Raw genomic sequence first — 26,810 nt, 5'->3', positions numbered from 1 at the left:
CCTTTGACGGCCGGGAGTGGGCCGAGGCGGGTCGGTCAGGGCGGATGCCTCGGTGGCGGGAGCGTAGAAGCGGGTACCGAGAATTTGAAGTTCATGACATTATCGTTACTTGCCGGTAACATATGTCGCTGCGATGCCGCTTTGGAGGGGTGTGGCCGGTGCTGTACGGAGCCCAGACGCCGCGTCGCCGGGACGCGCAGCGCAACCGCGCGGCGATCGTCGAGGCCGCCTCCGAGATGATGCTCAGCCGCCGCACCACCGTCCTGGTCCCGGAGATCGCCCGCCGGGCGGGCGTCGGCCAGGCCACCCTCTACCGCCACTTCCCGGACCGGCAGGCGCTGACCGCCGCCGTCATCGCGCACGAGCTGGCCCGGCTGGAGGCGTACGTGGCCGCCAACGCCGACCGCCCGGCCGCCTTCCGTGACCTGCTCGCCGAGCTGCTGCGCACGCAGATCGCGATGCGCCCGCTGGTGCTGCACGTGCGCCGGCTGGACCGGGCCACCCGCGACCGGTACCAGCAACGGATGATCGCCACCCTCGCCGGCCCGCTGCGCCGCGCCCAGCAGGACGGCTACGTCCGCGCCGACCTCGGCCCGGCCGACCTGGCCCTGCTGTGCACGATGGTCGAGGGCGTCGTGGAGACCGCCGACGCCGACGCCGCGACCCGCTCCATCGACCTGATGCTCGACGGCGTCTGCGTCACCGGCGCGGCGGCCGGCCCGGCGGCCGGCCCGGCGGCCGGCCCGGCGCGGCGGGCCTGAGGGTCAGTCGCGCTTCCTGCGCCGGTCGGTGATCCACGACCAGATGCCCAGGAACGCCATGACGGCGCCGACGACGACGTACTCGCTGTCCGAGTCGTCACCGAATCCGGCGATCATGGCGATCGCGACCACGACGACGCACACCACGACCACCACGGTCTGCAGTCGCTTCCTGGCTGGCGCGTCCATGTCGGCCTCCGTCACGTCGAAATGGAAGCGTCAGGATGGCAGCGTGCCGGGCGTGGTGTCCCGCGACTGTTGGAGATCGGACGGTCAGACGGCGCTCAGCGCCAGGTCGCCGGCGCGGCCGGAGCCCTCGGCCAGCACCGGTGCGGCCTGCCAGCCGGCGAGCAGGTCCGGGTCGGCCGGAGACTGTCCACAGAGGACGTACCGCTGCGGGGCCATCGCGGCGTGCCGTCCGCGTAGCGCGGCCAGGCACCGCTGGTGCGCCTCCTGCGCCGTGTCCGGGCCGCCGGCGATGTAGGCGGTGAGCGGCACGCCGCCGACGCCGGCGAAGACCCGGCAGACCGCGGGGGCGAGGGCGTCGTCGAGGAGCCGCTGGACCTCGGCGACGTCGACCCAGCAGTGGTCGACGTGCAGCCAGCCGGCGGGCCGCTCGATGGGCGGCAGGCCGAGCGCGCCGACGATGCCGGCGTGGTCGAGGTCGCCGCCGGCCGCCGCGATGATGAGCCGCTCCAGGGCGAGCAGCAGCGACTCCGCCTCCGCCGGGCTCACCCGGCTGGTGTCGCCGGTCCAGCACCGGGCGATCAGGGCGCCGTCGACGCTGCCGAGGTCGAAGCGCAGCAGGATGTCGGTGGCGGGCAGGTCGACCCAGCTGGTCTCGGTGGCCGGGGCGCGGGCGATGTCGCGCAGCGGGCCCGGCGCCGGGGCGCGGGTGTCCATCACGATGCTGTTGAACATCGGCTCGAACGTGGGCGCGATCCCGCGCTCGGCGGCGATGCGGGCCGACTGCTCGTGCTGCTGCTGCACGTCGTACGTGCCGTGCAGGCCGGCCTGCAGCACCGCGCCGAAGCAGCGGCGCACCAGCGCGTCGAAGCCCGACTCGCCGACCTCGACGGTCAGGAACGTGGCCTGGGCCAGGGTGCCGACGTAGCGCAGCAGGTCCGACTCGAACCGGTTCGCGGAAAGGGTCACGAACGTGCAGGTGGCGTCGCCGGTACGGCGGGACAGCAGCGCACAGAACGAGGCCAGCACGATCGCCGGACGGCTCGCGCCGGTGCGGGCCGCGACGTGCTCCAGCGCCATCGCGGCGGCGGGCGAGGACATCCCGTACGCGCCCGATCCGGTGCCGGACGCGGCCGGCGGTCCGGTGCGTGGCTTGGCGTACGGGTGCGCGGGCGCGGCCCGCAGCGCCCGCGCCCAGTGCCGCACCGCCTGGTCCATGCGCCGCCGGCGGGCCGGCCTGAGCTCCAGCTCGGCCCGGTCCAGCGGCTGCGGGCGCGGCTCGCCGGGCACCCGGGCGGCCGGGTCACCGACCATCCCGGCGAACTCGGCGTCCAGCACCGCGATGGCCTGGAAGTCCACGGCGATGTGCGAGCAGACCATCACCGCGGCGGTGACCTGACCGCCGGCGACGGCGACCGCGAAGCGCACCGGCGGCCCGGCGGCGAGGTCGAACGGCTCGGCCCGGCACAGCGCGACGAGCCGCCGGGCGTCGCCGGCACCGTCAGCGGCGTCGCGGACCAGCAGCGGCACCGACCCGGCCGCCAGGACCCGCTGCTCGCCGGGGTCGTCGAGCCGGTACGTGCTGCGCAGCCCCTCGTGCCGGCACAGCAGCACCCGCAGGCACGCCGCCACGTCCTCGACGGTCGTGCCCGCCGGGACGGCGAAGGCGTGCTCCAGCACGGCGGCCGGCGAAAGCGGCGCGTTGCGCAGCCACTTGGCGATGTTGCGCTGGCCGGCGGTGAGCGGACCGGCCGCGTCGCGGTGACCTTCGAACCGTAACGGCACCATTTCCTGGTCCTTTCGTTTCGACCGCGTGCGGCGCACCGACATCGAATCAAGAAACAGCCGCGCAGATCAATGAAAGTTTCAGTTTTGGTTTTTCGAAACTGGGTGCATCCGGCGGTCTTCAGCAGGGCAACCCCGGTAGTTGCAGGAAAGCCGGGCTTCGGTGCAGGAGCACGTCGGTCAATTCCGTGATGCTGATCGGGTCCCCGCCGAACATGTTTCGAAACGAAGGGCTTGGCAATGGACAACACACGGAAACGGGCGCTCGGCGCCGCCGGGGCCGGTGCCCTGGCGGTCGTGGTCGCCCTCGGCATCGCGTCGAGCGCCGGCGCCGCGGCGTCGACGTTGCACGCCGCCGCGGCGGAGCAGGGCCGCTACTTCGGCACCGCGGTCGCGGCGTACAAGCTGAGCGACTCCGTCTACACCGGCATCCTGGACCGCGAGTTCGGGATGGTGACGCCGGAGAACGAGATGAAATGGGACGCGACCGAGCCGTCACAGGGCTCGTTCTCCTACGGCTCGGCCGACCAGATCGTGAACCGGGCGCTGTCGCACAACCAGCGGATGCGCGGGCACGCCCTGGCCTGGCACCAGCAGCAGCCCGGCTGGGCGCAGAGCCTGTCCGGCACCGCGCTGCGCAACGCGATGGTCAACCACATCACGAACGTCGCCACCCACTACAAGGGCAAGATCTACGCCTGGGACGTGGTGAACGAGGCGTTCGACGACGGCGGCTCCGGGGCCCGGCGCGACTCGAACCTGCAGCGCACCGGCAACGACTGGATTGAGGTCGCGTTCCGCACCGCGCGGGCCGCGGACCCCGACGCGAAGCTCTGCTACAACGACTACAACACCGACGGGCAGAACGCGAAGTCCAACGGCGTCTACGCGATGGTGCAGGACTTCAAGGCCCGTGGCGTGCCGATCGACTGCGTGGGCTTCCAGTCGCACTTCAACTCCGCCAGCCCCGTGCCCTCGGACTACCAGGCCAACCTGCAGCGCTTCGCCAACCTCGGCGTCGACGTGCAGATCACCGAGCTGGACATCGAGGGCTCCGGCACCACGCAGGCCGACAACTACCGCCGCGTCGTGCAGGCCTGCCTGGCCGTGACCCGCTGCACCGGCATCACCGTGTGGGGCATCCGCGACAGCGACTCGTGGCGCGCGTCCGGCACCCCGCTGCTCTTCGACGGCAACGGCAACAAGAAGCCCGCCTACACCAGCACCCTGACCGCGCTCGGCGGCGGCAACCCGACCTCGACGCCGCCCAGCTCCCCGCCGGTGAGCAGCAGCAGCTCCAGCCAGCCGCCGATCCCGTCGGACGGCTGCACCGCCACCGTCGCCCGGGTCGACCAGTGGCAGGGCGGGTTCGTCGTCACGGTCCGCGTCACCGCCGGCGCGAACGGCACCAACGGCTGGGCCGTCACCCTGCCGCTGCCGTCCGGTGCCACCGTCACCAACGCCTGGAACACCAACCGGTCCGGCAGCGTGTTCAGCAACGTGTCGTACAACGGCCGGATCGCCGCGGGCCAGTTCACGGAGTTCGGCTTCCAGGGCACGGGCACCGCGGGCACCCTCACCCCGTCCTGCTCGGCGAGCTGAGAGGAGCGGCAGATGCGCGTCCTACGCAGGCTCCTCGGCGCCGCGGTCGCGGTCGCGGCCGTCGCGGTCGCCGGCGTCACCCTGGTCGCCTCGCCGGCGGCCGCTGCCACCCTGACCGAGGTGACCGGCTTCGGCACCAACCCGACCAACCTGCGCATGCACCTGTACGTGCCGAACACGGTCGCGGCCCGGCCGGCGGTCCTCGTGGCCGTGCACTACTGCACCGGCTCCGGGCCCGCGTTCTACTCCGGCACCGAGTTCGCGTCGCTGGCCGACCGGTACGGGTTCATCGTGATCTACCCGTCCGCGACCCGCAGCGGCAACTGCTTCGACGTGTCCTCGCCGCAGGCGCTGCGGCGCGGCGGCGGCAGCGACCCGGTCGGCATCATGTCGATGGTCACGTACGTCCAGCAGCGGTACGCCGTCGACCCGGACCGGATCTTCGTGACCGGCGCCTCGTCCGGCGGCATGATGACCAACGTCCTGCTCGGCGACTACCCGGACGTGTTCAAGGCCGGTGCCGCGTTCATGGGCGTGCCGTTCGGCTGCTTCGCCACCACCGACGGCTCGTCCTGGAACAGCCAGTGCTCCAGCGGGCAGCTGAACAAGACCCCGCAGCAGTGGGGTGACCTGGTCCGGGCCGCCTATCCCGGGTACAGCGGGCCCCGCCCGCGGATGCAGGTCTTCCACGGCACCACCGACACGACCCTCGCCTACCCGAACTTCGGCGAGGAGATCGAGCAGTGGACGAACGTCCTCGGCGTCAGCCAGACGCCGGCGTTCACCGACCAGCCGCAGCAGAACTGGACCCGCACCCGCTACGGCGGCACGGGCACCATGGCACCGGTCGAGGGCATCAGCATCGCCGGGGTCGGGCACTCGCTGCCGATGGCCGGGCAGGCCGCCATGGCCATCGCGTTCTTCGGGCTGTCCGGGGGCACCAGCCCGTCGCCGTCCTCGGCGTCGGCCTCGCCCTCCCGGTCGCCGTCGAGCTCGCCGTCGTCCTCCCCGTCGTCCTCGCCCTCGGGGTCGGTGCCGGCGCCGGTCGGTGGCTGCCGGGTGTCGTACACCGTGAATGCCTGGAACACCGGGCTGACCACGGCCGTCACGATCACCAACGCCGGGACCACCGCCGTCAACGGCTGGACCCTCGGGTTCACGCTGCCGGCCGGGCAGAGTGTCACGTCGGCGTGGAACGCGACCGTCAGCCCCACCTCGGGCGCGGTCACGGCCCGCAACGTCAGCTACAACGCGACGATCCCGCCGGGCGGCTCGACGTCGTTCGGGTTCCAGGCGAACCACACCGGCAACACGGGCACGCCGCCCGCGTTCACCCTGAACGGCAGCGCCTGCGCGCTCGCCTGACCGCATGACGAAGGGCGGGACCCCGACCGCTGCGCCGCCGGGGTCCCGCCCTTTCGTCGCCGCTCAGCCGGTGATCGTGACCAGTGGGTGCAGCTGCCGGTCGGTCCCGACGGCCCGGCGCGGCCCGACGACCGGGATCCGCACCGCGGCGTGCACGTCGGCGCTGGAGCGCGCCACCCGCAGCTCCACGTCGCCCGGCTCGACCAGCCGGCGCCCGTCGCGGCCCGTGTAGGACAGCAGGTCGGCGTGCAGCCCGAAGGTGACCGTGCGGCACTGCCCCGGGTCCAGGTCCACCCGGGCCGCGGCGATCAGCTGCCGCTCGGGGCGGGCCACCTCGGCGACCGGGTCGTGCAGGTACACCTGCACGACGGTGCTGGTCGCGCGGTCGCCGTCGTTGCTCACCGGCACCGCCACCTCGACGGTGCCGTCGGTGGCCCAGCCGCCGGCCGGTCCGAGGCTGACCTCGCCCCAGGTCGTCGGCGTGTACGACAGGCCGTGGCCGAACGGGAACAGCGCCGTCGGGTCGACGGTGCTGACGCCGCTGCTGGCCGCCAGGGGTGCGGCGAGGTACGTCGACGGCTGGCTGGCCCCGGCACCCGGGAAGCTCACCGGCAGCCGGCCGGCCGGGTCGACGCGCCCGCTGAGGACGCCCTCGATCGCGGCGGCGCCCTCCTCGCCGGGGAAGAACCCGCACACCACGGCGGCGAGCCGGTCGATCTGCCGGGACAGCTCGTACGGGCGGCCCACCAGCAGGACCAGCACCACCGGGGTACCGGTGGCCAGCAGCGCCTCGAGCAGCTCCTCCTGGCGGCCGGGCAGCCGCAGGTCGGCGGCGTCGCAGCCCTCTCCGGACGTGCCGCCGCCGAAGAGGCCCGACAGGTCGCCGAGGACCGCGACGCAGACGTCGGCGCCGGCGGCGGCCTCGGCCGCGGCGGCGATCTGCTCGTCGTCGCCGCCGAGCACGGGGCAGCCCTGCGCGTAGGTCACGTCGTGGCCGGCCTTCAGCGCGTCCAGCACCGAGGGGATGGACACGCCGGCGGGCACGTCGGGGTGGTGCACGAGGACGTGGCGGGGGAAGGAGTAGCAGCCGAGCATCGCCCCGGACTCCGCCGCGCCGGGCCCGACGACCGCGAGCCGTGCCCCGGGCGCGAGGGGGAGCACGGGCGTGCCGTCCACGGGAGCGTTGCGCAGCAGCACCACGGAGCGCTCCGCGAGCCGCCGGGCCAGGTCCCGCGCGTCGGGCTCGTCGATGTCGACGGCCGAGCCCTCCTCGTCCAGCGCCGGCGGCTCGGGCCGCCAGTCGGCGTCGAGCAGGCCCAGCTCGCACTTCTGCAGCAGGATCCGGGTCACCGCCCGGTCGATGAGGGCCTCGTCGATGTCACCGGCCTCGACGGCGTCCAGCAGCGGGGCGCCGTAGCAGTTGGCGCCGGGCAGCTCCACGTCGATGCCGGCGCGCAGCGCCAGCGCCGCCGCGTCTGCGCGGGAGGCGGCCACCCCGTGCAGCGTCTGCAGGAACGCGATCGCGAAGTAGTCCGACACGACGGTGCCCTCGAAGCGCAGCCGGTCGCGCAGCAGCTCGGTGAGCATCGCCGGGTCGGCGGCGACCGGGACGCCGTCGAGGTCGGTGTAGTTGTTCATGACCGAGCGGGCGCCGGCGCGCAGCGCCATCTCGAACGGCGGCAGCAGCACGTCGGCGAGCTCGCGCGGCCCGATCGACACCGGCGCGAGGTTGCGCCCGGCCCGGGAGGCGGAGTAGCCGGCGAAGTGCTTCAGCGTCGCCACGACGCCCGCGGACTCCAGGCCGCGCACGTAGGCGGCGCCGATGGTGCCCACCAGGTGCGGGTCCTCGCCGATGGTCTCCTCGACCCGACCCCAGCGCAGGTCCCGGACCACGTCCAGGACGGGGGCCAGGCCCTGCTGGATGCCGAGGCGGTGCATGGTGCGCCCGATCTGCGCGCCCATCCGCTCGACCAGGTCCGGGTCGAAGCTGGCACCCCACGACAGCGGCGCCGGGTAGATGGTCGCCTGCCAGGCGGCCAGGCCGGTGAGGCACTCCTCGTGCATGATCGCCGGGATGCCGAACCGGCCGGCCGCGATGATCTCGCGCTGCAGGTTGGCGACCCGCCGGGCACCGTCGGCCGGTGCGACCGGCGTCGTGCCGTAGGCCCGGGTCACCTGGCCGAGACCGTGGGGGAGCAGGGCGGCCCAGTCGATCGGGTCGGGCGTCTGATCGTGCTGGTGCGGCGCGACCTCACCGGCGCTGTCGTCGACGTCGAGCCAGGCGCCGTACATCTGCGCCACCTTCTCGCGCAGGGTCATCCGGGTCATCAGGTCGGCCACGCGTGCGGACGCGGGCGCCGTGGTGTCCCGCCAGGTGTCGGCGGAGACGCCGCTGTCGAGTGTCACGCTCGGGGCTCCAATGTTCGTTGCAGGGTGGCACTGAGCGCCGCGTGCGGCGTTGCGCACGGCGTCTCGGGACGCTGGGGACGTGCCTGGACGTGCCGGGGATGGGTGGCTGGACGTTTGGAAGGTTTCAGGCGGCACGGGTCGACTGGCGCACGACGAGACGGGTCGTGAGCCGCACGTGGGTGGTGTCGACCGGTTCGTTGTGGATCAGCTTGATGAGCAGCTCGATCGCGCGCTGGCCCATGGCGTGGATCGGCTGCTCGACGGTGGTGAGCGCCGGACTGGCCAGGGCCGCCTCGGGCACGTTGTCGAAGCCGACGACCGACAGGTCGTCGGGGACCCGCAGGCCCATCGAGGCCGCGACCTCGACCGCGACGATCGCCGAGACGTCGTTGGCGCCGAAGATGGCGGTGGGCCGGTCCGGACCCTCGAGCAGGAGCCGGGCCGCGGCGGCGGAGGAGTCCGGGTCGTAGTCGCCGACCTGGATCAGGTCCGGGTCGACGGGCACGCCGGCGTCCTGCATCGCCTCCCGGAAGCCCCGCTCACGCAGCCTGGAGGACTCCAGGTCGGGCCGTCCGGTGATCATCGCGATGCGGCGGTGACCGAGGTCGAGCAGGTGCTGGGTGCCGAGCCTGGCGCCGTTGAGGTTGTCCGAGTCGACGGTCGGCAGGCCGGACGGGCCGGCGTGCGGGTCGACGGCCACCACCGCGGTGCCGTAGTCGACGTCCACCACGGTCGGCGTGACCAGCACCGCGCCGTCGATGAGGGTGCCGGACAGCCGCGACAGGTAGCGCTGCTCCCAGCCGGCCTGGTCGCTGGTGCGCCCGCCGGCGGAGTAGACGACCAGCTCGTAGCCGGTGCCCTTGATCGCCTTCGCGGCACCCTTGAGCAGCTCGGTGCTGAACGGCTCCAGGTCGGCGACCAGGATGCCGATCACGTTGGTCTTGTGGTTGCGCAGGCTCTGCGCCACGAGGCTCGCCTCGTAACCCAGCTCGCGGATGACGGACTGGACGTGTGCACTGGTTGCGGCGGACACCCCGTAACGGGCGTTGAGCACCTTGGACACCGTCGCCACCGAGACGCCCGCGGTCGCGGCGACGTCCCGGATCGTGATTCGAGAACTGGGCTTCACGAGTGGCAGAGTAACTTCCGATAACGATATCAACAACGATTGACAAGCGGAGTTCCCGAGGCGGAGACTCTGCGGTCATCGAGGGCCGAGCCCTTCGGCTCGGCTCGCCCCCGTCAGGAGATGATCACTTTGAACGTCCGCCTGAGCACCCCACGGAGGCTGGCCACGATTGCCATCGCACTTGCGGTGGCGGTCCCCTCCCTGACCGCATGCGGTGACGACGAACCTGGAACGAGCGGCGACCCGAATGCCGCCACGACCTTGACCTGGTGGCACAACGGCGCCCAGGACCCCGCCAAGGGCGTCTGGCAGTCGATCGCCGACCAGTACCACGCCGACCACCCGAATGTGTCGTTCAAGGTCGAACCGGCACAGAACGAGGCACTGAAGACCAAGATCTCGGTGGCGCTGCAGTCGCCCACCCCGCCGAGCATCTTCCAGCAATGGGGCGGCGGCGCCCTGGCCACGCAGGTGGAGTCCGGCAAGCTGCTGGACATCACCGACGCGACCTCGAGCTGGATCTCCGAGCTCGGCGCCGGCGCCAAGGGCTGGCAGGTCGAGGGCAAGCAGTACGGCGTGCCATTCGGCCTGCACGTCGTCGGCTTCTGGTACCGCAAGGACCTGTTCGAGCAGGCCGGCATCACCGCCCCGCCGACCACGATGGAGGAGCTCAACACCGCCGTCACCAAGCTGAAGGCCAAGAACATCGCCCCGATCGCCCTCGGTGGCAAGGACAAGTGGCCCGACGCCTTCTGGTGGTCCTACTTCGCGATCCGCGAGTGCTCCCTGGACACGGTGAAGAACACCACCAAGAGCCTCAAGATGGACGACCCGTGCTGGGTCAAGGCCGGTGAGGACCTCAAGGCGTTCCTCGACACCAAGCCGTTCCAGGAGGCCTTCCTCGGCACCCCCGCCCAGCAGGGCGCCGGCAGCTCCGCCGGTCTGGTCGCCAACGGCAAGGCCGCGATGGAGCTGCAGGGTGACTGGGAGCTGCCCACGATGATCCCGCTCACCGAGGACAAGGAATACGCCAAGAAGCTCAGCTGGTTCCCGTTCCCCACCATCGCCGGTGGCAAGGGCACCCCGGGCACCGCGCTCGGCGGCGGCGACGGCTACTCCTGCGCGGTGAAGGCCGGTCCGGCCTGCGCCGACTTCCTCAAGTACATCGCCAGCGCCCCGGTCCAGCAGAAGCTGGTGCAGAGCAACACGATCAGCCTCCCGGCGAACCCGGCGGCGATCTCCGCGATCCAGGACCCCACGCTCAAGACCGTGCAGGACTACCTGAACAAGGCACCGTTCATCCAGGTGTACTTCGACCAGGCCCTGCCGACGAGCGTCGGGCAGGCACTCAACGACGCCATCGCCGACTTCTTCGCCGGCAAGGGCACGCCGCAGGGCATCGTCGACGCCTTCAACAAGGCGGTCGCGAACAAGTGATGGGTCACTGATGGGAACCGTTGCCGCCGCAACGGCGCCCGCGAAGCAGGCCGGCCGCGAGTCATCGCGGCCGGCCCGCCGGCCGGGGCGCCGCACCACCCGGCTGGAGCTCGCGCTGCTGCTGAGCCCGGCGCTGGTGCTGTTCATCGGGTTCGTGCTGCTGCCGATCGCGGTCGCCGTCTACTACAGCTTCTACAAATGGACCGGCTTCAGCCCCCGCACCCCGTACGGACTGGCCAACTACCAGCGGGTCCTGGAGGACGAGGTCTTCCGGTCCGCGCTGCTGCACAACCTGATCATCGCGGTGCTGTCCGTGGTCGTCCAGCTGCCGCTGTCCATCGCCCTGGCGCTGCTGCTCAACCGGAAGATCCGCGGGCGGGCGGTGCTGCGCCTGGTGGTCTTCGCGCCGTACGTGCTGTCGGAGGCGATCACCGCGGTCGTGTGGCTGCTGATGCTGCAGCCCGGCGGCCTGGTCGACCAGCTGTTCAAGGCGGTCGGCGCCGGTGGCCTGATCCAGACCTGGCTCGCCGACGGTGACCTGGTGCTCTACACGCTGTTCGTGGTCATCACCTGGAAGTACATCGGCTTCGGCGTGATCCTGCTCCTCGCCGGCCTGCAGAGCATCCCGGCCGAGCTGCGGGAGGCCGCCTCCACCGACGGCGCGTCCCCGTGGGCCACGACCCGCCACATCGTGCTGCCACTGCTCGGCCCCACCATCCGGATCTGGATCTTCCTGTCCGTCATCGGGTCGCTGCAACTGTTCGACCTGGTGTGGATCATGACGCTCGGCGGTCCGGCGAGCGCCTCGGCCACCATGGCGACCTACCTGCTCGACCACGGCTTCAGCCGGTATGAGTTCGGGTTCGGCAGCGCCGTCGCCGTCGTGCTCTTCGTCGTGTGCTTCATCTTCGCCCTGCTGTACCAGCGTTTCGCGCTGCGCCGCGACCTGCAGGGCGCACTGACTGGGACCAGAAGGTGACCGGCATGAACAAGCGCATGTCCCTGGGGACGCCGTTCACGTACCTCATCGTGCTGCTCGTCGTCGGCGTGACCGTCGTGCCGCTGCTGTTCACCATCCTGGGCGGGTTCCGCACCAACGCCCAGATCAACAACGAGCCGGTCGGCTGGCCGAGCCCGTGGAACCTGGAGAACTACGCCGACGTGCTCACGTCCGACGTGTTCTGGCAGGCGATGGGCAACAGCACGCTCATCTCCGTCATCACCACCGCCCTCGCCGTCAGCGTGGGCGCGATGGCGGCGTTCGCGCTGTCCCGCTACACGTTCAGCGGGCGGGAGTCGCTCTACACGCTGTTCACGCTGGGTCTGCTGTTCCCGCTCACGGCGGCGGCCCTGCCGCTGTACCTGCTGCTGCGCGAGCTGGACCTGCTGGAGAACCCGTTCGGGGTGGCGCTGCCGCAGGCCGCGTTCGCCCTGCCGATCACGATCGTCATCCTGCGCCCGTTCATGGCCGCGATCCCCGGCGAGCTGGAGGACGCGGCGGCGATGGACGGCGCCGGGCGGCTCGGCTTCTTCTGGCGGATCCTGATCCCGCTGAGCCGGCCCGCGCTCACCACGGTCGCCATCCTCGCGTTCGTCACCAGCTGGAACGCCTACCTGCTGCCGCTGCTGGTGCTCAGCGACCCGTCGAACTTCACCCTGCCGCTCGGCGTGGCCGCGTTCCAGTCCCAGTTCTCCCAGGACACGGCCCGCATCCTCGCCTACACCGCGGCGTCGATGATCCCCGCGATCGGTTTCTTCGTGTTCGCCGAACGGCACATCGTCGGTGGTCTCACCGGATCGGTCAAGGGCTGAGCCGCCGCGCCTTCGCCGGGGACCGATCGGCGCGTCTCCCCGGCGAGGGTGCGGCCTCGACCGCCGCCAGTGCCGGTTCGACGGCGGCGCGCACGGCACCCGGGTCGGCACCGACGGCCCGTAGCAGCCGCACCGCCGTGCCGTCCGTGTCGCCGGCGTCGTGCAGGGCCGCGAGCACCAGGTGCGACGATCCCGTCGCGGGGTGCCCGGCGGCGCGGGCCAGCTCGACCGCCAGGTCGACGACCCCGACCGCCTCCGCGGTCCACGCCGGCCAGACCGTGCGGATGACCCGCTGGGCGCGGCCCTTCGGCACGACGACCGGCCGCGCCGGGCGCACCGCCGGCAGCGCCTGGATCACGCGGGCCTCGGTGACGCCGTGCGCGTCGAGGACGTCCGTCGCGCTCTCGTACGGCCGCAGCCCCGCGCGCATGGTCCGGCCGGCGGTGCGCAGCTGCGCGCCCGTGCCCACGACACCGAGCAGCAGGTGCGCGGCGGTGACCGGGCCGTCGTCGAGGCGGACCACCTGGCGCATCGCCTCCCACATGACGCTCGGCGCGACCGCGCTGCCGTAGCGGCTGCCGCCGACCTCGCCGTGGCGGATCCGGCGGTCGAACCAGCCGGCCACGCCGGCGCGGTCGTGCAGCTCCCGCGCCATGCCGAGCTGCGCCACCGCCGGCAGGTGCGGCTCGCCGGGCTCCCGCCAGGCCGGCTCGGCGCGCAGCGCCGCGACCAACTCGCCGGCGTCGGCCCGCACCCCCTCCAGGGCCCCGGCCGGGTCCCGGAGCAGGCCGGCGACCAGGTGGATGTGCCCGGCGACCCCGACCCCGGGCTGCCGCGCCTCGTCCAGCGCCGCCCACAGCGCCGCGACCGCCGAGGTGTGCCACCGCACCCGTTCGCGGCCCGCCGGCCATCCGGTGGCCCGGGTCATCAGCTCCGCCTCGCGCAGGGCCTGGGACACCGGGTCGGGGCCGGCGACGACCACCAGCCCGTCCGTCCAGGGCGTGGCCGGCGGCCGCCATGACCGGTGGCCGGGTTCGGCCGCCACCCGGCGGGCCACCCGCCGCATGGCTTCCAGGTGGGCGGACTCGCCGCCGACGCTCAGCATCAGCAGCGTCGACGCGTCCACGACCGGCGCCGGCTCCGCCGGCCGAACCGGCGACAGCACCGCCCCCCGCAACACCCCGGCGACCCTGCCGCCGAACTCCGGCTCGGTAGACATGCGCACCCCCGGCGCCGATTGTGGCGTACGGGCGCACGCTGCGGCGTCCCGCGCCGGTGGTGGTCAGCGGGACGTCCAGCCCTCCCGGCGCAGCCGTTCGAAGCCGTCGAGCAGCAGGTCGAGGGAGAACTCGAACTCGAACTGGTCGTCGCAGCCGCTGCCGACCACCGACGCGTCGTCGTGCGCGACCCGCGTGGTGATCTCCGTGATGTACGGCAACCGCGCGGCCAGCTGCCGGGCCGTCTCCGGGTCGACGTCCTGCGCGGCGTCCTGGCCGCCGGCCGCCGGGGCGCCGAACAGCTCCTGGGAGAAGCCCATGATGCGGCTGCCCATCGCGTGCATCACGTGGTGGGTCAGGTCGACGGAGAAGCCGCCGGCCCGGAACATGCCCATCATCGAGTCGAGGTAGGCCAGCACGACCGGCGTCGGCGCGGTCCGCGACTCCAGCACCCGCGACGCCCACGGGTGGCGCAGCAGGGCCCGCCGCGCGGACAGGATCCGCTGCCGGACGGCGCGCTGCCAGTCCTCGCCCGCGGCGGGCGGGTCGATCTCGCCGACCACCACGTCGAGCATCCCGTCGAGCAGCTCCTCCTTGTTGGTGACGTGCTTGTACAGCGCCATCGGCACGACGCCGAGCGCCTGGGCGAGCTTGCGCATGCTGAGCGCGTCGATCCCGGTGCCGTCGGCCAGCTCCACAGCGGCGCGCAGGACGAGGTCCCTGGTCAGCGGCGCCCGACGGGCCGTGTCCACCTGTTGCGCCACCTCGACCACCGTCCCTTTCCGCAGCCGCTGACACTATCGCCTCTTGACGGGTGTACACCGTACACCCTACCGTTGACGCAGCAGGTGTACGCCGTACACCTGCCACCGCCGCCGTCACCAGGAGGACTTCATGAAGGCGATCGTCCAGGACCGCTACGGCCCGTCCGACGTGCTGCGGCTCGGCGAGGTCGAGCCACTCGAGGCCGGCCCGGGGGAGGTGCTCGTGCGGGTGCACGCCGCCTCGGTCAACGCCCGCGACTGGCACGTCATGCGCGGCGACCCGTACCTCGCCCGGCTGGACTTCGGGCTCGCCGCGCCCAAGGTGCGGATCCGGGGCACCGACTTCGCCGGCCGGGTCGAGGCCGTCGGCGCCGGGGTCACCCGCCTGCGCCCCGGCGACGAGGTGTTCGGCGAGACCGACGCCGCGTTCGCCGAGTACGTGCGGGTGCCCGAGACCGGCGCGCTGGAGACCAAGCCGGCCAACCTGACGTTCGAGCAGGCCGCCGCGCTGCCGCTGGCGGGCAACACCGCCCTCATGGGCCTGCGCGACGCGGCCGGCCTGCGCGCCGGGCAGCACGTGCTCGTCAACGGCGCGTCCGGCGGCGTCGGCACGTTCGCCGTGCAGCTGGCCAAGGCGCTCGGCGCCCGGGTCACCGGCGTCTGCAGCACCAGGAACCTCGACCTGGTCCGGTCCCTGGGCGCCGACCACGTCGTCGACTACACCCGGGAGGACTTCACCCGCGCCGGCGACGTCCGGTACGACGTCGTGTTCGACCTCGTCGGCAATCGCTCCCTCGCGGACTGCCGCCGGGTGCTGACCCCGACCGGCACCCTCGTGCTCTCCGGCGGCGGCGTCTTCGAGGGCGGCAGCCTCCTCGGCCCGATCGGTCTGATCGCCCGGGGACGGCTGGTGTCGCGGTTCGTGCGCCACCGGGTGCGCGTGCTCACCGCGGTGCCCAGCCAGGAGAACCTCGCCACGCTGCGCGAGCTCGCGGAGTCCGGGGCGCTCACCCCGGTCATCGACCGCACCTTCCCGTTCGGCGAGGCCGCGCAGGCGGTGCGCTACCTCGAGGTCGAGCACGCCCGCGCGAAGGTCGTCCTCACCGTCTGAGCCGTCGCCGCTACGCCGCGTCAACGGCAGCGATCCCGGGCGGTGGCACGGTGGTGGATAGGGTGGGTGCATGGCGAAGCGACCCCTGACGCTGATGGCGGTGCACGCGCACCCTGACGACGAGGCGACCGGCACGGGCGGCGTGCTGGCGAGGTACGCCGACGAGGGCGTCACCACCGTGCTGGTGACGTGCACCGACGGACGGTGCGGCGACGGGCCCGGCGGGGTCAAGCCGGGGGAGCCGGGGCACGACCCCGACGCGGTGGCCGCGATGCGGCTGCGGGAGCTGGAGGCCAGCTGCGCCGCGCTGAAGGTCACGCACCTGGAGGTGCTCGGCTACCCCGACTCCGGGATGATGGGCTGGCCGACGAACGACGCGGCCGGCTCGTTCTGGACCACGCCCGTGACCGACGCCGCGCAGCGGCTCGCCGAGCTGATCGGCAAGTACGAGCCCGACGTCATCGTCACCTACGACGAGAACGGCTTCTACGGCCACCCCGACCACATCCAGGCGCACCGCATCACGATGGCGGCGGTCGAGCTCGCCGGCAGCCCGGCCAAGGTGTACTGGACGACGGTGCCGCGCTCCGGGATGGAGGCGTTCGGCAGGACGCTGCGCGAGCTCGGCGTCGAGTTCCCCGAGCCGGACCCGGACGCGCCGCCGGCCGGGCCGCCGATGGGCCTGCCCGACGAGGAGATCTCGACGTGGGTCGACACCAAGGCGTACGGGTCGCAGAAGTTCGACGCGCTCGCCGCCCACGCCAGCCAGGGCGAGAACATCTTCTTCCTGCGCATGGGCAAGGAGACGTTCACCGAGCTGATGGGCGTGGAGACGTTCGTGCGGGTGCGGGACACGACCGGCGCCCCGCTGCCGGAGGACGACCTGTTCGCCGGCCTGCGCTGAGCCACGGCACGGCGACACCGCACAACGACGACGGCACCGCGCCGGGCGCGGAGTGAGGTTGAGGACAGTCTTAAGCGTTGCTTTGGTGGGGCCGGCGGCGGCCGGCCCCCGGCTACGATGCCGGACGTGCTCGACAACCCCGAACCCCCGCCCTGGTGGCTGCGCCGGCGCACGTGGGTCGTCGCGGCCGCCGGCGCCGTCGTCGCGGGCACCGCGACCGTCGCGCTCGTCGCGCAGGCGTCCGGCGCCGCCTGCGCCGCGCCCGCCGTGTCGTCCGGGCAGGCCACCTACTACGCCGCCGACGGCGGCGGCAACTGCTCGTTCGACCAGGTGGCCAACCCGATGGTGGTGGCCCTCGGCAACGCCGAGTACGCCGCCGGCGCCGCGTGCGGCGGCTACCTGGACGTGAAGGGCCCCAAGGGCACGGTCCGGGTGAAGGTCACCGACCGCTGCCCGGAGTGCGCACCCGGCCACCTGGACCTCAGCCGGCAGGCGTTCGCGAAGATCGGCGACCCGGTCGCCGGCATCATCAAGGTGACCTACAGCAGGGTCGTCAACCCGCCCGTGCCCGGCCCGGTGACGGTGCGGGTGAAGGAGGGCTCGTCGCGCTACTGGCTGGCGCTGCGCCTGGACAACACCGGCAACCCGCTGTCCACTGTGGAGATCCAGGCCGGCGGCGGCTGGAAGGCGCTCAGCCACACCGATTACAACTACTGGATCGCCCAGAACGGCGCCGGCACCGGACCGTTCACGATCCGCGCGACCGACACCGCCGGCCGCCGCACGACGCTGACCGGGGTGACCCTGACCGTCGGCACCGTGCAGCGCCCCGGCGCCACGGCGACCTCGGTGGCGCCGAAGACCCCGGCGGCGAGCAGGTCCGTCACCGCCACGGCGTCGGCCACGGCGACGGCGTCGGGCCCGGCGGTCTCGGACAGCTCGGACGCCGCGGCCGGTGCGGACGGGCCGGCCACCACGGCCGCTGCCCAGCCGCCGAAGCGCTGCGGCTGAGCCGGTCGCGTGGTCAGCGGCGGGCGGTGAGGTAGCCGCCCATCGTGGTGAAGTAGTCGGCCGCGGCCAGCTCGGTGCCGTCCTCGGTGCGGATCCGCTCCACCGCCAGGCCGTGGCCGCGCCCGCGGCGAGCCTCGGCACCGGCCACGATCACCACGGCGTCGCCCTCGCGGATGAAGATCCGGCCGGGGGTGCCGCCGTACCGGCCCTTGGAGACCGAGGCGCCGACGATGCGGATGCGGCGGCCACGGTGGTACGTGAACGCGTTCGGATACGGGTCCGACTGCGCCCGCACCAGCCGGTCGAGGTCCTCCGCCGGCCACGTCCAGTCGATGCGGCTGTCCTCCTCGGCCCGCTTGTGGAAGAAGCTGGCCCTGGAGCGGTCCTGCGGGGTCCAGTCGGTGCGCCCGGACGCGATCAGGTCCAGACCCCCCACGGTGATCGGGCCGAACAGGGCCAGGGTCCTGTGGAACAGGTCCGTCGTGGTGTCCCGGTCGCCGACGGGCACCGCCCGCTGCAGCACGATGTCGCCGGCGTCCAGCTCGGCGTCCATCATGTGCGCGGTGACCCCGACCTCCCGCTCGCCGTTGATGAGGGCCCAGATCAGCGGCGAGAAGCCGCCGTACGCGGGCAGCAGCGAGTCGTGCACGTTGAGGGTGCCGTACCGGGGCAGCTGGAAGATCTCCGGCGGGATCCAGGTGCGCCAGTTCGTCGCGACGATCACGTCAGGGTCGGCCAGCTTGAGCCGGTCGAGCAGCTCCGGGTCGCCGGGCCGGTCCCGGACGAGGACCTCGATCCCGTGCGCGGCGGCGAGGTCGGCCACGGAGTCGTTCCAGATCCGCTCGTACGGGTGGTCGCTCGCCGGGTGCGTGACGACCAGCGTGACCTCGTGTTCGGAGGCCAACAGCGCCTGGAGCGTGCGATGGCCCCAGGTCTGATATCCGAACATCACGACGCGCATGGGGCCTCCTGGATGAGTGGCGGGTTTCGATGCCATAGCCTTCGATCGGAGGTTAGGTTAGTCTAACCTTCATTCCCGGTACAGCGACGCTCGGATCGTGACAAGGCGCATGACTTAGGTTAGGCTGCCCTAACTTTGACTCGCTGGACGTGCGGCGGTGGAACGGTCGAGCCGGTCTCGACGTGGACGATGGGACTGCGATGCCACAGTTGCGCCAGGACGACACCGTGCCGGTCTTCGACCTGGTCGGGGTGGGCTTCGGCCCGTCGAACCTGGCGCTGGCGATCGCCGTGCACGAACGCGCCGACGCCGCCGCACCGCCGGTGCGCGCGCTGTTCCTGGAGCGGCAGGCCGCGTTCGGCTGGCACCGCGGCATGCTCATCGAGGACGCGACGATGCAGGTGTCGTTCCTGAAGGACCTGGTCACCATGCGCGACCCGACGAGCTCCTTCAGCTTCCTGTGCTACCTGCACGAGCGCGGCCGGCTCATCGACTTCGTCAACCACAAGAGCCTGTTCCCGCTGCGCGTGGAGTTCCACGACTACCTGGAATGGGCGGCCCTCCGCGTGCGGCACATGGTCCGCTACGGCCAGGACGTCACCGCGGTCCGGCCGGTCGTCACCGACGGCGTCGTGGACGCCTACGACGTCGAGGTCCGCGACGCCGCCGGCGCCCGCGGCGTCGTGCGCACCCGCAACGTCGTGCTCGCCAGCGGCCTGCGCCCCGCGCTGCCGCCCGGCATCGCCGCGTCCCAGCGGATCTGGCACAGCCGCGACCTGCTGACCAATGTGGACACGCTGGCCGGCACCGACCCGTCCCGGTTCGTGGTCGTCGGCGCCGGGCAGAGCGCGGCCGAGGTGACCGCCTTCCTGCACGAGCGCTTCCCGTCGGCCGAGGTGTGCGGGGTGCTGTCCCGCTACGGCTACAGCCCCGCCGACGACAGCCCGTTCGCCAACCGCATCTTCGACCCGCTCGCCGTCGACGACTACTTCGAGGCGTCCACGCAGGTGAAGTCGATGCTGCTGGGGTACCACGCCAACACCAACTACTCCGTCGTGGACACCGACCTCATCGAGGCGCTCTACAAGCGGGTCTACCGGGAGAAGGTGCTCGGCGCGCCGCGGCTGCGGCTGCTCAACGTGTCCCGGCTGACCGCCGCCGAGGAGCTCGCCGGCCGGGTCGCCGTGACGGTGGAGTCGATGCTCACCGGCGCGCGGACCGTCCTGGACGCCGACGTGCTCGTCTGCGCCACCGGGTACGCGCCCGCCGACCCGTTCCCGCTGCTCGGCGAGCTGGCCGGCCGCTGCCACCACGACGAGCGGGGCCGCGCCGTGGTCGAGCGCGACTACCGGGTGCGCACCGACGCCGGCGTGCGGGCCGGGATCTACCTGCAGGGCGGCACCGAGCACACGCACGGCATCAGCTCGTCGCTGCTGTCCAACACCGCGACCCGCGCCGCGGAGATCCTCGAGTCGGTCTGCGGCCGGCGCCACGCGGCGCCCGCACTGTCCGGCTCGGGCCGAGCCGCCTCCTACGCGTGACCCGCCCGGCCCCGGCGGAGCCACCGGCCGCGACGCTCACCACGGCACGTCCCGAGGCACCCGGGCGTGCCGTGGTGCCGGCCACGAAGACGGTCGGCGTGGCCGCCACGAACGCCCGCCGCGCGGCGTGGCTCGCCGGGTCCGTCGCGGTGCTCGCGGTGTGCTGCCTGCTCAGCGTCGTCGTCGGTACCAAACACCTGTCGCCGGCCGTCATCTGGGACGCGTTCGCGCACTACACCGGCACCAGTGACCAGTCGATCGTGCGGGACCTGCGGGTGCCGCGGACCGTCCTGGCCGTCCTCGCCGGCGCCTCCCTCGGCATCTGCGGCGCCGTCATCCAGGCCGTCACCCGCAACCCCCTCGCCGACCCGCAGGTCCTCGGCGTCAACGCCGGTGCCGGACTGTTCGTCGCCGTCGCGATCGGCCTGCTCGGCCTGTCCAGCGTCACCGCCTACGTCTGGTTCGCGTTCGCCGGCGTGGTCGTGGCGATGCTGCTCGTGTACGCCCTCGCCGCCGTCGGCCGCGGCCCCGCCACCCCGGTGCGGCTGCTGCTGGCCGGCGTCGCGCTCGGCGCCGTGCTGGACGGCGCCGCCGCCGGGGTCCGGCTGGTGCGCCCGAGAGCCTTCTACTACCTGCGGTTCTGGGACGTCGGCGCGCTCACCGGCCGCGGCTGGGACGTCATCGGCGCCGTCGCGCCGTTCATGGCCGCCGGGCTCGTCCTGGCGCTGCTGGTGGCCCGGTCGCTGAACACCGTCGCGCTCGGCGACGACCTGGCCCGGTCCCTCGGCGCGAACCTCGGCCGCACCCGGGCCGGCGCGGTGCTGTCGGTGACCCTGCTCGCCGGCGCGGCGACCGCGGCGGTCGGGCCGATCGGCTTCGTCGGGCTGATGGTGCCGCACGTGGCCCGCTGGATCACCGGGCCCGACCAGCGGTGGATCTTCGCGTTCACCCTCGTCGGCGGGCCCACGCTGCTGCTCGCCGCCGACATCGTCGGGCGGGTCGTGCTGCGCCCCGGCGAGCTGCAGGCGGGGATCGTCACCGCGTTCGTCGGCGCGCCCGTGCTCATCTGGCTGGTCCGCCGCCGCTCGGCGAGCGCGCTGTGAAGCCCGGCACGGGCACCGGCAGCCACGGCGGACCGGGCACGAGCCGCGGCGCGGCGGGGCGGTGGGGCGTCGACTTCGGGCGGTCGGTGCTGGTGCTGCGGCTCGGCCCCGCCGTCTCGGTCCGCGCCGGGGTCCGCACCGCCGCCACCACCGCCGTGCTGCTGCTCGCCGCGGCCGCCGTCGGCGTCGTCGCGCTCGGCAGCGGCGAGTTCACCGCCACCCCGGCCGAGGTGCTGCGGGCGCTCACCGGCGAGGGCCCCCGCGCGGTGCGCCTCGTCGTCGTAGAGTGGCGCCTGCCCAGGGTGCTGCTCGCCCTGCTGGCCGGCGCCGCGATGGGCCTGTCCGGCGCCATCTTCCAGGCGCTGACCCGCAACCCGCTCGGCAGCCCCGACGTGCTGGGGTTCAGCACCGGCGCGTACACCGGCGTGCTCGTCTGCGTCGTGTTCGTCGGCCGCGGCTACCCGCAGACCGCCGCCGCCGCCCTGATCGGCGGCCTCGCCACCGCCGCCCTGGTCTACCTGCTGTCGCTGCGCCGCGGGGTGCAGGGCTTCCGGCTCATCATCGTCGGCATTGCCGTCAGCGCCCTGCTCAGCTCGGTCAACCAGTGGTTCATCATCAAGGTCGACCTGCAGACCGCCGTCTCGGCCACGATCTGGGGCAAGGGCACCCTCAACGGCCTCGGCTGGCCCCAGGTCACGCCCGCCGCCGTGGCGATCGGCGCGCTCTGCGTGGCGGTGCTCGCGCTCGGCCGCAAGCTGCAGGTGCTGGAGCTCGGCGACGACGCCGCGGCCGCGGTCGGCGTCGCCGTCGACCGCACCCGCCTGGCGTACCTGGCCCTCGGCGTGGCGCTCATCGCCGCCGCGACCGCCGTCGCCGGGCCGATCTCGTTCGTGGCGCTCGCCGCGCCGCAGCTCGCGCACCGGCTGGCCCGCACCGCCGGGACCGCCCTGGCCCCGTCCGCGGCGATGGGCGCCCTGCTGCTCATGGTGAGCGACCACGCGGCGCAGCGGGCGTTCGCGCCGACGCAGCTGCCGGTCGGCGTGGTCACCGTGTCGATCGGTGGCCTGTATTTCGTGTGGCTACTGGCCCGCCAGGCGAGGAGATGAGCATGACCCGGTTGCGCGCGGACGGCATCACCGTCGGCTACGACCGCAGGACGATCAGCACCGACCTGGACCTGGCGGTCCCCGACGGGCGGTTCACCGTCATCGTCGGGCCCAACGCGTGCGGCAAGTCGACGCTGCTGCGGGCCCTGTCCCGGCTGCTCACCCCGTCCAAGGGGCAGGTGCTGCTGGACGGCAGGGCCATCCAGGCGTACCCGGCGAAGGAGGTCGCCCGGCGGCTCGGGCTGCTGCCGCAGTCGTCCGTCGCGCCCGACGGCATCACCGTCGCCGAGCTCGTCGCCCGCGGCCGGTACCCGCACCAGCGGCTGCTGCGGCAGTGGTCCGCCGCCGACGAGGCCGCGGTCGCCGCCGCGATGGACGCCACCGGCGTCGCCGAGCTGTCCGGCGAGCTGGTCGACACACTCTCCGGCGGGCAGCGGCAGCGGGTCTGGGTCGCGATGGTGCTGGCCCAGCAGACCCCGATCGTGCTGCTCGACGAGCCGACCACGTTCCTGGACATCGCCCACCAGGTCGAGCTGCTCGACCTGTGCCTGCGGCTCAACCGCGAGCAGGGCACCACGATGGTCGCCGTCCTGCACGACCTCAACCACGCCTGCCGGTACGCCGACCACATCGTGGTCATGCGCGCCGGTGTCGTCGTCGCCGAGGGCGACCCGCGGCACGTCGTCACCGGTGACCTCGTCGAGGACGTCTTCGGCCTGCCGTGCCGCATCATCGCCGACCCGGAGACCGGCACCCCGCTCGTCATCCCGCGCGCCGGCGCCCTGCACGCCGCGTCGCGCTGACCCGCAACCCTCCTGAAAGGGGAACGACCAGCATGTCCAGCAACCCGTTCGACGACGAGAACGGCACGTTCTTCGTGCTCGTCAACGACGAGGACCAGCACTCGCTGTGGCCGACGTTCGCCGCGGTGCCGGCCGGCTGGCGCATCGTCTTCGGCGAGAACGGCCGGACCGGGCGCCAGGAGTGCCTGGACTACGTCGAGCGGCACTGGACCGACCTACGGCCCAGGAGCCTCCGCGAGAGCATGGCGCGGGACACCGCCGCGGCCGCCTGAGATGGCGCCGGTCACCGGCCGCCGCATCCTGCGGCGGTCCATCACCCGCAACCGGCGCCGGCTCACCGCCGGCACCGGCCTCATCAGCCTGCACCAGCTCGCCGAGGCGGCGGTGCCGGTCCTCATCGGCGTCGGCATCGACCGCGCCGTGGCGCCCGGCGACGGCACGGCCCTGCTGCTGTGGGTCGCCGCGCTCGGCGCGCTCTTCACCGGCCTGCACCTGTGCTACCGCTTCGGCGCGCGCCAGCTGATGCTCGCCATCGCCGGCGAGGCGTACCTGCTGCGCGGCGAGCTGGCCGCGAAGATCATGCACCCGCGGCGGCTGCGCACCGACCTGCGCGCCGGTGAGCTGCTCACGGTGTCCAGCACCGACGCCGACAACGTGTCGTACCTGCTGGACTACGTGCCGCGGATCGCCGGCGCGGTCACCGCCACCGGGGTCAGCGCCGCCGTGCTGCTCGCCGTCGACTGGCGGCTCGGGCTGGTCGTGCTCGTCGGTACCCCGGTCGTGCTGGTCGGCATGCAGTTCGCCGGCCCGCTCATCACCCGCCGGGTTACCGAGCAGCAGGAGCTGGCCGGTAAGGCCACCGCGCTGGCCACCGACCTGGTCAGCGGGGTCCGGCCGCTGCGCGGGCTCGGCGCCGAACGGGCCGCCGCCCGCCGGTACCGCGACGTGAGCCAGGCGTCGCTGCGCGCCGCGCTGCGCGCCGCCGCCACCACCAGCCGGTCGCTGGCGTTCTCGACCACCGGCAGCGCCCTGCTCGCGTGCGGCGTCGCCGTGCTCGCCGGCTGGTTCGCCCTCGACGGGCGGATCAGCGTCGGCGAGTTCATCATGGTGATCGGCCTGGCCCAGTTCCTGCTGGAGCCGATCGGGTTGCTCGCGATCGTGCCGAGCTGGGTCGCCGAGGCCCGCGCCTCCGCCGACCGGGCCGCCCTCGTCCTCGGCGCCGACCTGCTGCTGCCCGAGGGGGCGGCGCGGCAGCCGGTGCCGGTGCCGGACCTGGTGCTGCGCGGGGTGCGGCACGGGAGCCTGGAAGGGCTCGACCTGACGGTGCGCCCCGGCGAGCTTCTCGGGATCGTGACGCCCCGCGCCGCCGACGGCGAGGCGCTCGTGCGGCTGCTCGCCGGCGGGGTCCCACCCGGCGACTTCGAGGGCGGGATCCTGGTCGGCGGGGTGCCGCTGCACGACCTCGCACCGGCCGCCGCGAGGGCCGCCCTGCTGGTCGAGCCGCACCACACCGACCTGTTCACCGGCACCGTCACGGCCAACGTCACCGCCCGCACCGGCGCCACGGACCCGGCGCCGGAGCGGACCGCGCCGGCCGATCCCGCGGCGCTGCGTGAGGCGCTCGCCGCGTCCGCCGCGGACCGGGTCGTCACCGACCACCCCGACGGGCTGGACCGGCACGTGGAGGAGCGCGGCCTCACCCTCTCCGGCGGGCAGCGGCAGCGGCTCGCCCTGGCCAGGGCGCTGCTGGCCCGCCCACCGATCCTGGTGCTGCACGACCCGACCACCGCCGTCGACACCGTCACCGAGCAGTCGATCGCCCGGGCCGTCCGCGCGCTGCGTCACGGCGACCCGGCCGGCGGCAGGTACACGACCGTCGTGGTCACCAGCAGCCCCGCGCTGCTCGCCGTCACCGACCGGGTCGTCGTCGTCGACGACGGCCGGGTCACCGCCGAGGGCGGCCACGCCGAGCTCGGCGCCCACGACGACTACCGGAAGGTGGTGCTGCGGTGAGCGACGCGAAGCCCGGCGGCGGGCCGCTGCCGATCGCGGACGGGCACGAGACGCTGCGGTGGCTGCGCGGCGCGCTGCGGGCCCGCCGGGGCGAGGCGGCCGCCGCGGCCGCCGTCGGCCTGCTCGCCGCCGCGGCCGGCGTGACCCCGGTCTACGCCCTCGGCGTCCTCGTCGACCGGGTCCGCGCCGGCGCGCCCGCCTCCGACATCGTCGGCATCACCGTCGTCATCGCGGCCGCCGCCCTCGTCGCCGGGGTCGGCACCGCGGTGTCCAGCTACCTGATCGCCCGGCTCGGCGGCCGGATCCTGGCCCGGCTGCGGGAGGACACCGTCGAACGGGCGGTCACGCTGCCGGCGACCCGCCTGGAGCGGGCCGGCAAGGGCGAGCTCATGTCGCGGGTCGGGGCGGACGTCGCCGCGGTCGACAAGGCCGTCACCGACGTGCTGCCGACGATGACGTCGTCGGTGCTGCTGGCCGCGCTGAGCATCGCCGCGATGGTCGGCATCGACTGGCGGCTCGGCCTCGCCGGGCTCGTCACCGTGCCCCTGTACGTGCTGGCGCTGCGCTGGTACCTGCCCCGTTCCGCCCCCGGCTACGCCGTGGAACGCGCCGCCGCCGGCGAACGGTCCCAGCTGCTGCTGGAGAGCGTGCAGGGGCTGCGCACGGTGCACGCGTACCGGCTGGAGGCGCCGCACCTGCGCGGCATCGACGCCGCCTCCGCCCGCGCCCGCGACGTGTCCGTCAGCGTGTTCGGCCTCTTCACCCGGTTCGTCGGCCGGATCAACCGGGCCGAGTTCGCCGGGCTCACCGTCATCGTCGTCACCGGCTTCTGGCTGGTGCGGGAGGGCTCGGTGACGGTCGGCGGCACCGCCACGGCGGCCGTGCTGTTCCACCGGCTGTTCAACCCGGTGTCGATGCTGCTGTACACGTTCGACGAGCTGCAGGCGGGCGGCGCCGGCCTGGCCCGGCTGGTCGGCGTCGTCACCATCGCCGACGAGCCCGCCGGTCCCGCCTGGGAGGGGCCGCCGCCGCGCGACGCGACCCTGCGGCTGCGCGGCGTGCGCTTCGGCTACCCCGGCGGACCCGAGGTCCTGCACGGCGTCGACCTGCGCATCGACGCCGGGCAGCGGGTCGCGCTCGTCGGCTCGACCGGCGCCGGCAAGTCGACCCTCGCCGCGGTCGCCGCCGGGATCCTGCGCCCGGCCGAGGGGACCGCGACCATCGGCGGGATGCCCGTCACCCTCATGGACCCGGCGACGCTGCGTACCAACGTCGCCATCGTCAGCCAGGAGACCCACGTCTTCGCCGGCCCGCTCGTCGAGGACCTGCGCCTGGCCCGGCCCGGCGCGAGCGACGAGCAGGTCGCGGCGGCCCTGGCGGCCGTCGGCGCGGCCGGGTGGGTCAGGGCGCTGCCCGACGGCCTGCGCACCGTCGTCGGGGAGGGCGGCCACGAGCTGACCGCCGCCCGGGCGCAGCAGGTCGCCCTCGCCCGGCTCGTCCTGGCCGATCCGGCGGTCGCGATCCTCGACGAGGCCACCGCCGAGGCCGGCAGCTACGGCGCCCGCGACCTGGAGGACGCCGCGCTCGCCGCGACCGCCGGGCGGACCACCCTCGTGGTCGCGCACCGGCTCACCCAGGCCAGGTCCGCGGACCGGGTCGTCGTCCTGGAGGGCGGCCGGGTCGCCGAGGAGGGCAGCCACGACGAGCTGCTCCTCGCCGGCGGCCGGTACGCGCGGCTGTGGGCCGCCTGGGAGTCACGCGCCCCGCTGCCGGCCGAGTAGACCACCACC

Annotated in this window: 23 protein-coding genes; 16 read left to right on the top strand and 7 right to left on the bottom strand. The window is 73.6% G+C overall.

From position 1 onward, the window contains the following. Positions 1-158 precede the first annotated feature (158 nt). A complete protein-coding gene (locus tag OP18_RS37205) occupies positions 159-761 on the top strand; it encodes a TetR/AcrR family transcriptional regulator (protein ID WP_052387905.1) in 603 nt (200 codons plus the stop codon). A 3-nt stretch (positions 762-764) separates the two neighbouring features. Here OP18_RS37205 and OP18_RS37200 read toward each other — a convergent pair whose 3' ends face one another. Beyond that, positions 765-950 (bottom strand): LPXTG cell wall anchor domain-containing protein, encoded by a 186-nt coding sequence (locus tag OP18_RS37200; RefSeq protein ID WP_156090065.1) that lies wholly within the window; start codon positions 948-950, stop codon positions 765-767. Positions 951-1,034: 84 nt separating this feature from the next. Continuing rightward, the gene (locus tag OP18_RS37195; RefSeq protein WP_033363846.1) at positions 1,035-2,735 is read right to left on the bottom strand and encodes a condensation domain-containing protein; all 1,701 of its coding nucleotides are present in this window, start codon (positions 2,733-2,735) and stop codon (positions 1,035-1,037) included. Between the two features lie 237 nt (positions 2,736-2,972). On the opposite strand from OP18_RS37195, the gene OP18_RS57955 reads away from it, so the two are divergent. Further along, on the top strand, positions 2,973-4,334 hold the full coding sequence (locus tag OP18_RS57955; RefSeq protein WP_033363845.1) for a glycoside hydrolase family 10 protein: 1,362 nt from the start codon (positions 2,973-2,975) through the stop codon (positions 4,332-4,334). Positions 4,335-4,346: 12 nt separating this feature from the next. Then, positions 4,347-5,699, top strand: coding sequence for an extracellular catalytic domain type 1 short-chain-length polyhydroxyalkanoate depolymerase (locus tag OP18_RS57950; protein WP_033363844.1), 1,353 nt, complete (start codon positions 4,347-4,349; stop codon positions 5,697-5,699). A 63-nt stretch (positions 5,700-5,762) separates the two neighbouring features. Here the strand turns inward: OP18_RS57950 and OP18_RS37180 are convergent, their stop codons facing one another. Both OP18_RS37180 and OP18_RS37175 read right to left on the bottom strand, forming a co-directional pair. Further along, a complete protein-coding gene (locus OP18_RS37180) occupies positions 5,763-8,105 on the bottom strand; it encodes a beta-xylosidase/alpha-l-arabinosidase (protein ID WP_033363843.1) in 2,343 nt (780 codons plus the stop codon). 127 nt (positions 8,106-8,232) lie between these two features. Continuing rightward, positions 8,233-9,237, bottom strand: a complete 1,005-nt coding sequence (locus tag OP18_RS37175; protein ID WP_245635656.1) for a LacI family DNA-binding transcriptional regulator — start codon at positions 9,235-9,237, stop codon at positions 8,233-8,235. Positions 9,238-9,498: 261 nt separating this feature from the next. Here OP18_RS37175 and OP18_RS37170 point away from each other — a divergent pair, with 261 nt between their 5' ends. The 3 genes from OP18_RS37170 to OP18_RS37160 are packed head-to-tail and all read left to right on the top strand — an operon-like array spanning position 9,499 to position 12,486. Then, on the top strand, positions 9,499-10,674 hold the full coding sequence (locus OP18_RS37170; protein WP_211273787.1) for an extracellular solute-binding protein: 1,176 nt from the start codon (positions 9,499-9,501) through the stop codon (positions 10,672-10,674). A gap of 10 nt (positions 10,675-10,684) precedes the next feature. After that, entirely contained in the window at positions 10,685-11,653 is a 969-nt protein-coding gene (locus tag OP18_RS37165; protein WP_033363841.1) for a carbohydrate ABC transporter permease, read from the top strand. A 5-nt stretch (positions 11,654-11,658) separates the two neighbouring features. After that, on the top strand, positions 11,659-12,486 hold the full coding sequence (locus OP18_RS37160) for a carbohydrate ABC transporter permease (RefSeq protein ID WP_081971436.1): 828 nt from the start codon (positions 11,659-11,661) through the stop codon (positions 12,484-12,486). Here the strand turns inward: OP18_RS37160 and OP18_RS61175 are convergent. Together OP18_RS61175 and OP18_RS37150 are read right to left on the bottom strand one after the other, a co-directional pair. Beyond that, on the bottom strand, positions 12,476-13,705 hold the full coding sequence (locus OP18_RS61175; RefSeq protein ID WP_033363840.1) for a Clp protease N-terminal domain-containing protein: 1,230 nt from the start codon (positions 13,703-13,705) through the stop codon (positions 12,476-12,478). The genes OP18_RS37160 and OP18_RS61175 overlap by 11 nt on opposite strands. A gap of 63 nt (positions 13,706-13,768) precedes the next feature. Beyond that, positions 13,769-14,467 (bottom strand): TetR/AcrR family transcriptional regulator C-terminal domain-containing protein, encoded by a 699-nt coding sequence (locus OP18_RS37150; protein ID WP_033363889.1) that lies wholly within the window; start codon positions 14,465-14,467, stop codon positions 13,769-13,771. 130 nt (positions 14,468-14,597) lie between these two features. Here OP18_RS37150 and OP18_RS37145 point away from each other — a divergent pair, with 130 nt between their 5' ends. The 3 genes from OP18_RS37145 to OP18_RS37135 all read left to right on the top strand — a co-directional run bounded on the left by OP18_RS37145 (position 14,598) and on the right by OP18_RS37135 (position 17,493). After that, a complete protein-coding gene (locus OP18_RS37145) occupies positions 14,598-15,578 on the top strand; it encodes an NAD(P)-dependent alcohol dehydrogenase (RefSeq protein ID WP_033363839.1) in 981 nt (326 codons plus the stop codon). Positions 15,579-15,648: 70 nt separating this feature from the next. Further along, entirely contained in the window at positions 15,649-16,482 is an 834-nt protein-coding gene (locus OP18_RS37140; RefSeq protein ID WP_033363838.1) for a PIG-L family deacetylase, read from the top strand. Between the two features lie 126 nt (positions 16,483-16,608). Next, positions 16,609-17,493, top strand: a complete 885-nt coding sequence (locus tag OP18_RS37135; RefSeq protein WP_245635655.1) for an expansin EXLX1 family cellulose-binding protein — start codon at positions 16,609-16,611, stop codon at positions 17,491-17,493. A 13-nt stretch (positions 17,494-17,506) separates the two neighbouring features. Here OP18_RS37135 and OP18_RS37130 read toward each other — a convergent pair whose 3' ends face one another. Beyond that, positions 17,507-18,454 carry a methionyl-tRNA formyltransferase gene (locus OP18_RS37130; protein WP_033363837.1) on the bottom strand — a complete coding sequence of 316 codons (948 nt, stop codon included), beginning with the start codon at positions 18,452-18,454 and terminating at the stop codon, positions 17,507-17,509. Between the two features lie 200 nt (positions 18,455-18,654). Here OP18_RS37130 and OP18_RS37125 point away from each other — a divergent pair, with 200 nt between their 5' ends. From OP18_RS37125 to OP18_RS37095, 7 genes are read left to right on the top strand one after another with little or no spacing between them, the layout of a single operon-like run. Continuing rightward, positions 18,655-19,995 carry a lysine N(6)-hydroxylase/L-ornithine N(5)-oxygenase family protein gene (locus tag OP18_RS37125; protein WP_033363836.1) on the top strand — a complete coding sequence of 447 codons (1,341 nt, stop codon included), beginning with the start codon at positions 18,655-18,657 and terminating at the stop codon, positions 19,993-19,995. Then, positions 19,992-21,098: a FecCD family ABC transporter permease gene (locus OP18_RS37120; RefSeq protein ID WP_245635654.1), complete on the top strand. Its 1,107-nt coding sequence runs from the start codon at positions 19,992-19,994 to the stop codon at positions 21,096-21,098. The genes OP18_RS37125 and OP18_RS37120 overlap by 4 nt, the downstream gene beginning before the upstream one ends. Next, positions 21,095-22,204, top strand: coding sequence for a FecCD family ABC transporter permease (locus OP18_RS37115; protein WP_081971429.1), 1,110 nt, complete (start codon positions 21,095-21,097; stop codon positions 22,202-22,204). The genes OP18_RS37120 and OP18_RS37115 overlap by 4 nt, the downstream gene beginning before the upstream one ends. A gap of 2 nt (positions 22,205-22,206) precedes the next feature. Continuing rightward, positions 22,207-23,007 carry an ABC transporter ATP-binding protein gene (locus OP18_RS37110; protein WP_211273786.1) on the top strand — a complete coding sequence of 267 codons (801 nt, stop codon included), beginning with the start codon at positions 22,207-22,209 and terminating at the stop codon, positions 23,005-23,007. 32 nt (positions 23,008-23,039) lie between these two features. After that, positions 23,040-23,279: an MbtH family protein gene (locus OP18_RS37105; protein ID WP_033363834.1), complete on the top strand. Its 240-nt coding sequence runs from the start codon at positions 23,040-23,042 to the stop codon at positions 23,277-23,279. A gap of 1 nt (position 23,280) precedes the next feature. Further along, the gene (locus OP18_RS37100; RefSeq protein WP_033363833.1) at positions 23,281-25,020 is read left to right on the top strand and encodes an ABC transporter transmembrane domain-containing protein; all 1,740 of its coding nucleotides are present in this window, start codon (positions 23,281-23,283) and stop codon (positions 25,018-25,020) included. Then, positions 25,017-26,801 (top strand): ABC transporter ATP-binding protein, encoded by a 1,785-nt coding sequence (locus OP18_RS37095; protein ID WP_245635653.1) that lies wholly within the window; start codon positions 25,017-25,019, stop codon positions 26,799-26,801. The genes OP18_RS37100 and OP18_RS37095 overlap by 4 nt, the downstream gene beginning before the upstream one ends. Positions 26,802-26,810 lie beyond the last annotated feature (9 nt).

The organism is Dactylosporangium aurantiacum, assembly GCF_000716715.1.
In the GTDB taxonomy this organism is placed as follows: Bacteria; Actinomycetota; Actinomycetes; order Mycobacteriales; family Micromonosporaceae; genus Dactylosporangium; species Dactylosporangium aurantiacum.
Note: the sequence above shows the minus strand (reverse complement) of the source record. Positions and strands in the feature narration are given on the sequence as shown.

Bases quoted from the DNA above. Each gene is read 5' to 3' on its own strand.
- OP18_RS37165 (WP_033363841.1), top strand. From the start codon at position 10,685: ATGGGAACCGTTGCCGCCGCAACGGCGCCCGCGAAGCAGGCCGGCCGC.
- OP18_RS37110 (WP_211273786.1), top strand. From the start codon at position 22,207: ATGACCCGGTTGCGCGCGGACGGCATCACCGTCGGCTACGACCGCAGG.
- OP18_RS37145 (WP_033363839.1), top strand. From the start codon at position 14,598: ATGAAGGCGATCGTCCAGGACCGCTACGGCCCGTCCGACGTGCTGCGG.
- OP18_RS37200 (WP_156090065.1), bottom strand. From the start codon at position 950: ATGGACGCGCCAGCCAGGAAGCGACTGCAGACCGTGGTGGTCGTGGTG.
- OP18_RS37105 (WP_033363834.1), top strand. From the start codon at position 23,040: ATGTCCAGCAACCCGTTCGACGACGAGAACGGCACGTTCTTCGTGCTC.
- OP18_RS37100 (WP_033363833.1), top strand. From the start codon at position 23,281: ATGGCGCCGGTCACCGGCCGCCGCATCCTGCGGCGGTCCATCACCCGC.
- OP18_RS57950 (WP_033363844.1), top strand. From the start codon at position 4,347: ATGCGCGTCCTACGCAGGCTCCTCGGCGCCGCGGTCGCGGTCGCGGCC.
- OP18_RS37140 (WP_033363838.1), top strand. From the start codon at position 15,649: ATGGCGAAGCGACCCCTGACGCTGATGGCGGTGCACGCGCACCCTGAC.
- OP18_RS37195 (WP_033363846.1), bottom strand. From the start codon at position 2,735: ATGGTGCCGTTACGGTTCGAAGGTCACCGCGACGCGGCCGGTCCGCTC.
- OP18_RS37125 (WP_033363836.1), top strand. From the start codon at position 18,655: ATGCCACAGTTGCGCCAGGACGACACCGTGCCGGTCTTCGACCTGGTC.
- OP18_RS61175 (WP_033363840.1), bottom strand. From the start codon at position 13,705: ATGTCTACCGAGCCGGAGTTCGGCGGCAGGGTCGCCGGGGTGTTGCGG.
- OP18_RS37130 (WP_033363837.1), bottom strand. From the start codon at position 18,454: ATGCGCGTCGTGATGTTCGGATATCAGACCTGGGGCCATCGCACGCTC.
- OP18_RS57955 (WP_033363845.1), top strand. From the start codon at position 2,973: ATGGACAACACACGGAAACGGGCGCTCGGCGCCGCCGGGGCCGGTGCC.
- OP18_RS37160 (WP_081971436.1), top strand. From the start codon at position 11,659: ATGAACAAGCGCATGTCCCTGGGGACGCCGTTCACGTACCTCATCGTG.